Source organism: Legionella pneumophila subsp. fraseri, from assembly GCF_000586315.1.
GTDB classification, from domain to species: Bacteria; Pseudomonadota; Gammaproteobacteria; order Legionellales; family Legionellaceae; genus Legionella; species Legionella pneumophila_B.
The window spans coordinates 25,837-36,765 of sequence record NZ_KK074222.1 but is presented as its reverse complement, the minus strand read 5'-3'; the positions used below and the strand labels follow the sequence as shown (position 1 = coordinate 36,765).

The window sequence follows — 10,929 nt, the reverse complement described above, 5'->3', positions numbered from 1 at the left end:
GATGTCAGTATTCGGATTAGTGGCAGTGTGACCGCCATTGATGTGAATTTAGGGGATAGGGTCAAGGCAGGACAACGCTTGGCTACGGTGCAATCAAGACTCGTTGGTAATCCTCCACCGAGCGTTGCGGTCACAGCGCCGATTGCAGGCCTCATTGATGCGCGCAACATTAATTTAGGTCAAGCGGTGGAGCCCAATACCGTTCTTTTTCACATTAGCAATCGCGATAAATTGTTAGTCATTGCTCAAGTGTATGAAGAAGATTTAGGCAAGATTAAGGTCGGACAGGAAGTGAATATTCATGCATTAAGTTTCCCAAAACGAATCTTTCCAGGCCAAGTGACTTTAATTGAGCCCAATCTGGACCCATTAACCCGTACCGTTAATGTACGAATTATTTTAGACAATGTGGAGGGGTTTCTCAAACCAGGCATGTTTGTGCGCGCCAACGTGATTTTAGATCGTAATGAGGCAGCATTTGCTGTACCTAATGCGGCTTTGTTGCAAGCGGATAATGAGTCCTTTGTTTTTGTGCAAAACGACGACATCTACGATCGTGTTGTAGTGAACGTGGGTGCAGTGGACGATGAGTATTCAGAAATTACCGATGGCTTGGTTCCTGGCGACCTTGTGGTGACTCAGGGTAATCGTGAGCTTTATACTCTGTGGTTGAGTGGGGGCAGTAAAACGAAGAAAGGCCAAGAGGAGCCTCATTAAATGTTTACTTATCTCATTGCCTGGTCATTACGTAATCGCCCCTTAATTTTAGCCTTGACCATTATCCTCTGCTTGCTAGGCGGCTATACCCTACAACAAATGCCAGTGGATGTGTTTCCCGAATTTGCACCACCCCAAGTGGTGGTGCAAACTCAAGCGCCTGGTATGGCTACCCAGGATATGGAAACACTGGTGACTTACCCTTTAGAAAGTGCCATCAATGGAACACCGGGTGTGGCCAGTGTTCGCTCAAAAACTTCGGTGGGATTATCCACCATTACGGTAGTGTTTGATGACAAAACGGACATTTACCGCAATCGTCAATTGGTTAACGAGCGTCTTCAGCAAGCAGTCGATCGACTTCCCCCGGGGGCCAATGCACCAGTGATGTTGCCTGTTACTTCTGCGGTGGGATGGCTTGTTAAATACGCACTTATTAGCCGCACCTCAAGCCCTGAAACGTTGCGTACGATTTCCGACTGGACCATTCGTCCTCGCGTCTTGGCTTTAGGTGGGGTGGCTGCGGTGGTTTCCGTTGGTGGGGAAGTCAAGCAATATCAGGTGCTTCTGGACCCCCAGCGCATGGTGGCTTATGGCATCACCATTGAAGAAGTACGCCAAGCCTTAACGTCCGCGAATCAAAACGTTCCTGGTGCTTTTGTGCATCAGGCGGGTACGGAGTTTGTGGTGAGCACCATGGGTCGCATCAAAACACTGGATGACATTAAAAAAACATTGATTGTAGTTCGTAATGGAGTTCCTATTACCATTAATAACGTAGCCACCGTCGCTTTCGGTGGTGAAATCAAACGAGGCGATGCGTCTTATAATGCAGAAAACGCGGTCATTGGCACGATTTCCAAAATTTATGGGGCGGATACTCTAACCACCACCTATAAAGTAGAGCAAGCATTACAGGAGATTAAACACTCTTTGCCAGCAGGTGTGGAATTAATTAGTGAAGCATTTCGCCAAGCCAATTTCATTGAATCGGCGATTCACAACTTGACTAGAGCCTTGATTGAAGGGGCCATCATTGTCATTGCGGTGCTGTTTCTCTTTTTAATGAATTGGAGAGCTTCTTTCATTACTTTTCTTTCCATGCCTATTTCTTTTATCGTCGGTATCCTGGTTCTTCACTATTTTGGTTTTGGTATTAACTCAATGACTTTAGGTGGGATGGCTATTGCCATTGGTGAGGTGGTGGACGATGGCATTATTACCGTTGAAAACGTGGTGCATCGCTTAAGGCTTAATCGCTTGGCCAAGAAACCCTTGCCTGCGATTGAAGTTGTTTTTGACGCGGTTTTGGAAATTCGAAGCTCAGTGGTTTATGCGACCATTATCATTAGTCTGGTGTTTTTGCCGATTTTCTTTTTATCAGGAATTCCCGAGCGAATTTTTAGTCCTTTAGCTATTGCTTACATTGCGTCGGTCATGGGCTCACTCGTGGTTTCTATTACTACGGTGCCCGCCCTTTGTTATCTTCTTTTAGTAGGAAGAATGGAAAAACAGCAAGATGCTCAAGTCGTGATGCATGCTTTATCCCAAAGCGAACGCTATCAATTGACTAAAGAAGAAGTAGTCCAGCACGCTCAAGCAGAAACTCGTTTTGTGATTTGGTTAAAAAAACATTTTTTAACGGGTTTAAATTGGTCATTGGCGCACTGTAAAACGGTTGTGACTATGGCCATTGGCGCCTTTCTTTTTGCTTTAGCCTTGCTTCCTTTTTTTGGGACTTCGTTCTTGCCTGAGTTTCATGAAGGCAATTTTATTATCGCAATGAGCACGCTTCCTGGAACTTCCCTGGATGAGACCATGCGATTAGGACAACAAGTCAGTAAAGCCTTGCTGAAGTATCCACAAGTCATTTCCATAACTCAACGGGCAGGGCGCAGTGAATTGGATGAAGATGCCATGCCGCCCAATGCCAGTGAATTTGATGTGCGCCTTGATTTTGGCAAAGACAAAACCATGTCACCGGATGAATTGTTGCGTCGCATTCGAGCAGATTTGGCGAACATTCCAGGTGCTGTGTTTAATGTCGGGCAATTTATTGCCCATCGTATGGACGAGGTGCTCTCAGGAGTCAGAGCACAAGTGGCGGTGAAACTTTTTGGCGATAATCTGACTACCCTTAACGAGTTAGGCCAATCGGTTGAGGCTATTTTAAAGACTGTTCCAGGGGTAGTGGATGTGAACAAAGAACAACAAATCAAGGTGGCCCAGTTGGTCATTACCATTGACCGAGAGAAGGCGTCTCGTTATGGGGTTAATGTGGGGCAGATTTCAGAGGATGTGCAAGTCCTTCTTAATGGGGTAACAGTATCAAGTGTTCTCGAAGGCCAACGAACGTTTGATTTGTATGTGCGCATGGGTGAGACAGGGCGAGACAGTATTAAAGCCATTCAAAACATGCTGATTGATGCCCATGGATTGGCGAATCAGGAAACTAAAATTCCTTTGCGTGCGGTGGCAGAAATTCAGCTGGAGCCTCAGCCTTTTGCGATTAACCGTGAGAACGTCCAGCGCTTATTAGTGATTGCCTTTAATGTGCAAGGGAGAGATTTGGGTAGTGTGATTCAAGAAGTACAACAACAAGTTAAGGAAAAGGTTTCATTGCCGAGTGGCTATTTTATTCAGTATGGCGGGCAGTTTGAAAGTCAACAGCAAGCCTCCCGCGTGATTATTGTATTTGGTGCATTGGCTATTTTTATCATGTTGATACTTCTTCATAAAGCGTTTGGGACCTTTCGTGAAGCGCTATTGGTCATGTTCAATTTGCCTTTGGCTTTAATTGGTGGAGTGATTTCTTTGTTTCTGGCGAGTGGTGACATGAGTGTGGCTGCGATGATTGGTTTTATCACCTTATTTGGCATTGCAGCCCGTAATGGGATAATTTTAGTAAGCCACTATAATCAATTACGTACCCAAGGACAATCTCGGGAACAGGTGGTTATTCAAGGGACTCTGGATCGTTTGGTGCCTGTGCTTATGACCGCGGCGACCGCAGCACTTGGCTTAATTCCTTTGTTGTGGGGCTCACCTTCTGGAAAAGAATTGGAGCGTCCCTTGGCACAAGTATTGCTTGGAGGATTGTTTACATCTACGTTTTTAAATATGTTTGTAGTGCCAACGGTTTATAACGCGATGGAAGCTTGGCGTGAAAAAAGACAGTATGCAAAGGAAAACTCTCAAGGAGAATCATGATGAATCAAATAACGAAGTCCTTTAATAAAAAAGCACTAGGTTTGTTTAACCTGTTTGTTGTTTTGCTTTTTTTGTTGTCACCTGCGTATGCTTCTGCTACTAATCATGAGGAGGAAGCTCAGACAATCCCAACTACCATTCCTGCCATTTGGGAAGCCATTGACCAACATGCTGCAGCCATTAACAAAGCATTGACTGACAATCAGCTGGATACCATTCACCAACATGCGTTTGCGATTCGAGACTTAGTCAAAGCACTGCCCGATTTAAGTAAGAGTTTGTCTGAAGAACAACTCAAAAATCTTAAGCAAAATGTGGGATATACTGAGCAACTGGCAAAGCGTCTTGATAAAACGGGTGATGCCAATGATAAAGAAGGCACACAAGCCAACTGGCAAAAATTGCAAAAGGTGCTGGCACAAATTCGAGCCAATTACTCTCTTTCAGGCTCCTAGACTCCTCCTTGATTCACAGCCAATCAACTCGCTTGAGGGTAAGCTCTGCCTTTCTGTTTTGGAATAAAAGATAAGACCACGCAACAGAAAGGCCATCTGATTCATTAATAATAATCACAGAAGGCAATTGATTTAATGCCCACTATGATGTCCGCCTCCATGGTGCCAACCATCGCCATGATGATAGTTATTTGCGGCTAAAACGACGTTACCTTGAGGGTTTACTGGAGCATTAGGAGTAAACGCAAAAACAACAGGAGCACCCATAAAGGCGATTGCAGGAATGGCAATTTTTAATACCTTTAAAATATCCATACCGCACTCCTTGCTCCTTAAAAACAAAAAAGAGCTTTATATAGGTCAGAACGTCATTTTATTCAATTGATGAGCAATATTTGTTGTACAATATTCCGAGTTACCTCAAATAATGTGACTGAATATACAAAAGAGACACTAAGAAAAGGGAGCTCGTTCTGATGCGTATCTATTTTGATAAATAGAGCCATTGATTTTTAAATGACCCTATTCATGCCAATTTTTATATCTTAATTTAATGGGGGAATAAATACTTTAATTTTATAAGGATTTGCTATGAATATTGTAACAGTATTAAGGAACACCTTTCTTTTAATAGCACTTTTTTTATTCTTCAGTGTCTCAGCATGCACGTCTTTGACTCCAACAACTAAAAAAACTCAAAATAATGGCAAAAATCAGAGCAGTGGTCTAAAGCATAAAAATCCTTCTATTGGGCGTGTTTGGGCCAGTCATACTCGAAGGCATTAGTACCACCTTCGTATCCAGTAAACAATAACGAGAGTTCCTAGTTTTTTACATTCCTATTTAAGTAAGAAAAATTAAGGCAATAAAAGCGAAATTGGTGGTAAGTCATCAGAGATTACAGTCATGTGATTCACTCTCCCCTAAGAGTCTGCAAGTGCTGCTGAGCCGCTGGGTACCCCTGCTCAGCAGCTTTTTGAAGCCACTTTAGTGCTTCATCATGATTTTGAGGAACCCCTTGGCCATCATGATAAATTGCAGCAAGCGCGTATTGAGCTTGAGGCAATCCTTGATTGGCAGCGAGATGAAACCATTTCATTGCTTCAATATTATTTTGCTTCATACCTTTCCCTACAAGAAAACCGATAGCTATATTATACTGAGCGATAGGATCTCCTTGCTTAGCAGCCAGATAAAACCATTTCATCGCCTCAAAATCATTTTGCTGAGTATGATTACCTTCTGCATACATTGCACTGAGAGTACGCTGAGACGCAAGATCGCCATGTTCACCTGCTTTACGAAACCATATTATTGCCTCACCATCATTTTGTTTTACACCCTTGCCAGTTAAATATAGGATACCCAGAGTACGTTCCGCGTCTGGAAATCCTTGTTCAGCTGCTTTGTGGATCCATTTAACAGCTTCCCCATCATTATGTGAAATGCCAATGCCTTCTATATAGAGTACACCAAGATTAAATTCAGCGACGGGATCATTTTTTTCAGCTGCTTTTCGAAACCATTTCATGGCCTTGCTATGATTTTGAGCAACACCTTTGCCGGTTGTGTACGTTAAACCAAGGTTGCGTTGAGCCATGGTATCACCCTGCTCTGCTGCCTTTTGAAACCACTTTACTGCCTCAGAGTAATTTTGGGGTACCTTTTTGCCAATCATATAATCTATCCCGCGATTATTCCAATCTGCGGGATTTTTGTGTTGAACAACATAATTGTCCACATATTCTTTAATCGTATTAATGATTCCAGAATAAATGCTCACACCAATGATAATTCCGGCTAAAGGGAATGCTAATAGACGTAATCGCATACAATACTGTTCCTTGTTAACAGCAACAAATGGAAACCTATCTTATTATTGAATCAATAAAAATTCAAAACAAATACTTAATTTTATTGGGGAGTTTTGAATATCTCCGAACTATATAGTTATACCATTCCTATTCAATTGATTGCTTAGCTTTTGTGCTATTACAATTAACAATGAGGGGTTGTTAACTTATGAGGCCTATTTTATTGCAAGGAATATCAATATGCGAACTCGTAGACTATTCAAGATGATTATCGTGTTAGGGATATTGGTTAGTTCATCCCCTTTGTTTACTTCTTGTGCATCAACAACAGCCCTGAATTCACAAAATGATTCTTCTACGTACAAAGGACATAACACGGGAGGAATTGGTTGGCACTAATGCTGGTTGCGCGTTATGTTTTTTATAATGGGTAGATTTAAGTTGGTCGACCTCTTCGCTTACCTATTAGGCAACAAAATATATTTCAATTTGTTTTGAATAGAATAATTTAAAAAGAATACCTGCTTATAAAGTTTCTGCGAGTAAATCATTAAACCATACGTTTAAAGTTCCTTCGCCCAAGTAGTCATAAATATAAGATAAATAGAGATTAAATTCTTGTTCAAACCCCTCTTTCGGTAGCACTTCATCTTCTTTAGCGGGGTGGTGATGAATATATTCACCAAAATAATGATTATAATGATTACAAAAATCCATGTAATCTTTAGTAAAGAGTAGAAAGGTATACCATGATGTGAGTTGTGGTGTTGCTTATGTTCTGTATTATCATTAATAGAATAATAAGCGCGGCCTTTTCTTTCATAAAATGACAATGAGTAAGGCGTGTGTTTCTAATAGTGCTATTATAATAATGATAAATAATAACACAATTCGTTTATATAGTTATTTAACAAGCGTTTTATTTTACATTATAAGGAACATTGATATGTCAACACTCAGACTATTTAAAGCTGTTATTGGGTTAGTTGCCCTAGTAAGCTCAACACTTCTAATTATCTCTTGTTCCACATCCAAGACAACCAGTAATTCACATAGTGTTTCTCATACTTACGAAGGACACTACAGTGGAGGAATAGGCTGGCATTAATATTCATTCTCTAGTCTGTCTTTAGCTTTTTATGGTCGTATGGGCACCACTGTGCTAGAATATTAAGTCAGGATAATACATTGAAAAATAAATAAGGAGATTTCATTATGTTTAAACGGAATGCGTTAATTCTATTGGCCGCTTGCAGTTTGGTTACCACGACACTCTTTGCCGAAGACATGCCTTCTAGTACTAATTCGAATAACATGGGAATGCAAAGCAACAATCAGCAGTCAACCCAGCTACAAGAAGAAATGAAGCAAATGCAAGAAGCCATAAAACAAATGCAAGACATGCATAATAAACTCATGAACGCCCAAACCACAGAAGAAAAAAAATCATTGATGCAAACTCAAATGCCAATGATGCAAAAAGGTATGAAGATGATGCAACATATGGGTGATGATGCAGCAAAAAATCCAGAAATGACGGAACAACGCATGAAGATGATGCAAATGATGATGGAAATGATGCAAACGATGATGGATCGAAAAATGATGGGATGCCCAATGATGAAGAATGAATAAATTCTCTTTATAAAACAATATAGTGCAATAACTTAATCACAGGTGGCTCTTATTAATCTGGTTTTCTAGAGAGCCCTCTTGTTACGCTTGGATTGTCAGTTGTTAAATTTAACTCTAATTATTCAGAAAAGACCTATTTCATCGAGTCTTTTAAAAGAGCAATTCGGAGCCACTTAGTAGCTTTTATACTGTTAAAGCCTTTGGGATTTAGAAATTTTTTGAAAAAATACTAAAAGTAAATAGGCAAGGATAGGGATAGGAATCACATGAACTATATCAAGTCATTTAAAATAAAAAAAACAGGCCTTATTAAAATTATTCTTGCGGCAATTTTTTCCTGCATGGCACTCAATACCTATGCAGGCATGCAATCCTACCATATTAAATACCATAAGGATTCCAAAATAAATAATGTGCCCTTATCAAATACTGAAGTATTAATAGAGTTCCACCGTAATGGCAATTCATTAGGAAGACTCCTGGCAAAAACGAATGATACTCAAGACATCACCATCGACAACACCTATGGAAAAAATTTGGTTATACATGTCCTATTCATCAGTAAAGAGGGAAAAAGAATACGATGTTGGGGGGTATCCGCTGCTAAAACAACTACCATTGAGGTCCAGTGTGATAAAGTGGTTTCATTGAAAAAATTAAAGGGAGACACTGAAGAGACCACTGATTAAACGGCTATGAGCTATTAGATTAGCCACTATTGGCATAGAGAGTAACGTCGCATGACACTATGTAACCCACTTAATTATAAGGAAATAAACAAAAATGACCAATAAAATTCGTGGTAAAGTTAAATGGTTTAATAAAGACAAGGGATTCGGTTTTATTGAAAGCAGTGGCAGAAAAAGCAAGACTTGCAAGGCTTTGATATTGACATTGTCTACGTGGATACTTCTTCCTTCAATGATTGTGAGAAGCTGTTCCATAAAGTGATGTAACAATAGAGGAACATCCTGGCATATAATCTCATGTGACACGAATAAAACTGGAAAATGATGGATAAAAACACGGCTGTTACTCAAAGTCATGGAACACCAATCGGCAGGATTGTTGAAATCAATGGTCCTGTTGTCAAAATAAGTTGTGATAGTTTACCTTCTTTACATCAGTCTCTTAAAACCCACACGGACAGTGATGAATACATTTTAGAAGTGTGTCAGCATCTTGATGAGCATCATGTCAAAGCCATCACGCTACACCGCGCCTCAGGATTGCAAAGAGGTTTAGTAGTCTATGATCAAGGCACTTCCTTACAAATCCCCGTTTCTAAAGATTGCTTGGGCCGCCTTTTAAATATTTTTGGTGAACCTTTAGACGGTGCCCCACCATTAGAAACCAATGAATATCGTGATGTTCTGATAAAACCCGAACCACTTGAAATGACGAACACTCAAGAAACTATTCTTGAGACAGGAATTAAAGTCATTGATTTACTTTGTCCTTTCGTTAGAGGGTGTAAAACGGGATTGTTTGGTGGTGCAGGAGTTGGAAAAACCGTACTACTGATGGAATTGATGCATGCTATTATTCAATTACATCAAGGAACCTCCGTTTTTGCTGGTGTTGGGGAACGCATTCGGGAAGGACATGAATTATGGCATGAGATGAAATCCGCTGGGGTGATGGATAAAACCCTCATGATATTTGGTCAAATGGATGAATCGCCAGGGGTTCGTTTTCGCACAGGATTATCCGCATTAACTTATGCGGAATATTTGCGTGATACGTTGGAACATGAGGTTCTTTTTCTTGTGGATAATATTTATCGTTTTGTGCAAGCTGGCAGTGAAATTTCGGGGTTACTCGGCAGAATGCCGGCAAGTGTCGGTTATCAACCCACCTTAATGACTGAGATAGCAGAACTTGAAGAGCGCATGACGTCTACTGCCAAGGGAGCAGTGACTTCAGTACAAGCGGTTTACGTTCCGGCCGATGATATGAGCGATCCGGCTGTGACTGGAATCATTACTCATTTAGATTCCATCATAGTACTCTCTCGCTCACAAGCAGGCAAAGGCATTTATCCTGCCGTAGATCCCCTGGCTTCCAAGAGTCAATTTATGGATAAAATCCTATTGGGCAAGCGACATTATTCCATTGCCCAAGCCGTACGAGAACACCTGGAATGTTATCAAGAATTAGAAGACATGATTTCTATGATGGGAATTGAAGAGCTTTCTCCTAAAGACCGTGCTATCGTGTTAAGAGCACGCAAACTGCAACGCTACCTTAGCCAACCCTTTCATGTCACAAAGCAACAAACAGGCATTGAAGGGAAGTCGGTTTCATTAGAACAAACATTAACCGATTGTGAATCGCTCCTAAGAGGAGATTACGATGAGTTTTCAGAAGAAGAGTGTTACATGATAGGTGCCATGAATAAAGGGAGATAACGACTGACATGGAGCTTTTTACTATCCATCTTAAGAGTGCCACACAATATGAAACAAAGGATAGGGTCGTTAGTTTTGTTGGCGAAGACCACTCTGGGCAATTTGGGATTTTAGCTCATCATGGCCGAATGATGACGTGTCTAAAATTTGGTTTGGCCTGGTTTCGTTATGAGAATGATGAGACTGAATACTTAGCCTTACCAGGAGCAGTGGTTTATTTCATTGAAAATCAATTACATATCGCGACCAGACATTATGTACGCCATAAAGATTACCAAGCCATACAAAGGGCGATAGAGGAAGAATTACATTGGGAAGAAAACAATCTATCACGTATCAAAGAAAGCTTACATCGTTTGGATGAAGAAATGTTAAAGCGTTTATGGGAATTAAAACGGCAGAATACCTATGGGATTTAAAGATTCGAAAAAGGAACTTGAACAACAAGTGAAACGGAATGTCCACAAAATCAATGAAGCCAAAAAGGGAAAATCTACTTTATTAGCCCAAACGGTTTATTTGGGTACTTTAGGCTTTGTTTTTGTTTTACCTATCATTGCAGGAGCCTATCTCGGGGTTTGGCTCGATGAAAAAATAAAAGGGTATTCCATTAGTTGGACCATCAATTTAATCATCGTCGGTGTGATTATTGGCGCCATTAACGTGTATCTTTTAATTAAGGATTAA

Annotated in this window: 12 protein-coding genes and 1 pseudogene; 11 read left to right on the top strand and 2 right to left on the bottom strand. The window is 40.7% G+C overall.

The genetic code is table 11. The features are described from left to right. The 3 genes from CC34_RS01000000116505 to CC34_RS0110910 form a co-directional block, all read left to right on the top strand. On the top strand, positions 1 to 717 hold a 717-nt coding region (locus CC34_RS01000000116505), incomplete at its 5' end, for an efflux RND transporter periplasmic adaptor subunit (protein ID WP_231957882.1). Then, positions 718 to 3,927 (top strand): efflux RND transporter permease subunit, encoded by a 3,210-nt coding sequence (locus tag CC34_RS0110915; RefSeq protein WP_028378353.1) that lies wholly within the window; start codon positions 718 to 720, stop codon positions 3,925 to 3,927. Then, complete coding sequence (locus CC34_RS0110910; protein WP_027228223.1) at positions 3,927 to 4,382, top strand: hypothetical protein; 456 nt, start codon at positions 3,927 to 3,929, stop codon at positions 4,380 to 4,382. Before CC34_RS0110915 ends, CC34_RS0110910 begins: the two co-directional genes overlap by 1 nt. A gap of 132 nt (positions 4,383 to 4,514) precedes the next feature. Here the strand turns inward: CC34_RS0110910 and CC34_RS0110905 are convergent, their stop codons facing one another. Both CC34_RS0110905 and CC34_RS0110895 read right to left on the bottom strand, forming a co-directional pair. Further along, on the bottom strand, positions 4,515 to 4,697 hold the full coding sequence (locus CC34_RS0110905) for a hypothetical protein (RefSeq protein WP_027228224.1): 183 nt from the start codon (positions 4,695 to 4,697) through the stop codon (positions 4,515 to 4,517). Between the two features lie 598 nt (positions 4,698 to 5,295). Continuing rightward, a complete protein-coding gene (locus CC34_RS0110895) occupies positions 5,296 to 6,213 on the bottom strand; it encodes a tetratricopeptide repeat protein (RefSeq protein WP_028378351.1) in 918 nt (305 codons plus the stop codon). A gap of 223 nt (positions 6,214 to 6,436) precedes the next feature. On the opposite strand from CC34_RS0110895, the gene CC34_RS1000000117500 reads away from it, so the two are divergent. From CC34_RS1000000117500 to CC34_RS0110860, 8 genes and pseudogenes are all read left to right on the top strand, one after another. Then, a complete protein-coding gene (locus CC34_RS1000000117500) occupies positions 6,437 to 6,595 on the top strand; it encodes a hypothetical protein (protein ID WP_165481880.1) in 159 nt (52 codons plus the stop codon). Positions 6,596 to 7,142: 547 nt separating this feature from the next. Next, positions 7,143 to 7,304 (top strand): hypothetical protein, encoded by a 162-nt coding sequence (locus tag CC34_RS1000000117495; RefSeq protein ID WP_165481879.1) that lies wholly within the window; start codon positions 7,143 to 7,145, stop codon positions 7,302 to 7,304. Between the two features lie 107 nt (positions 7,305 to 7,411). Further along, complete coding sequence (locus CC34_RS0110885) at positions 7,412 to 7,831, top strand: type IV secretion protein Dot (protein ID WP_028378350.1); 420 nt, start codon at positions 7,412 to 7,414, stop codon at positions 7,829 to 7,831. A gap of 266 nt (positions 7,832 to 8,097) precedes the next feature. Then, positions 8,098 to 8,520, top strand: coding sequence for a hypothetical protein (locus tag CC34_RS0110880; RefSeq protein ID WP_028378349.1), 423 nt, complete (start codon positions 8,098 to 8,100; stop codon positions 8,518 to 8,520). Between the two features lie 94 nt (positions 8,521 to 8,614). Further along, positions 8,615 to 8,692: pseudogene (locus CC34_RS1000000117115) on the top strand (cold-shock protein); the annotation flags it as partial. Between the two features lie 152 nt (positions 8,693 to 8,844). After that, positions 8,845 to 10,242, top strand: a complete 1,398-nt coding sequence (gene atpD / locus CC34_RS0110870; protein WP_028378347.1) for a F0F1 ATP synthase subunit beta — start codon at positions 8,845 to 8,847, stop codon at positions 10,240 to 10,242. 8 nt (positions 10,243 to 10,250) lie between these two features. After that, positions 10,251 to 10,661: a F0F1 ATP synthase subunit delta/epsilon gene (locus tag CC34_RS0110865; RefSeq protein WP_028378346.1), complete on the top strand. Its 411-nt coding sequence runs from the start codon at positions 10,251 to 10,253 to the stop codon at positions 10,659 to 10,661. Beyond that, a complete protein-coding gene (locus tag CC34_RS0110860) occupies positions 10,651 to 10,929 on the top strand; it encodes an AtpZ/AtpI family protein (RefSeq protein WP_027228232.1) in 279 nt (92 codons plus the stop codon). The genes CC34_RS0110865 and CC34_RS0110860 overlap by 11 nt, the downstream gene beginning before the upstream one ends.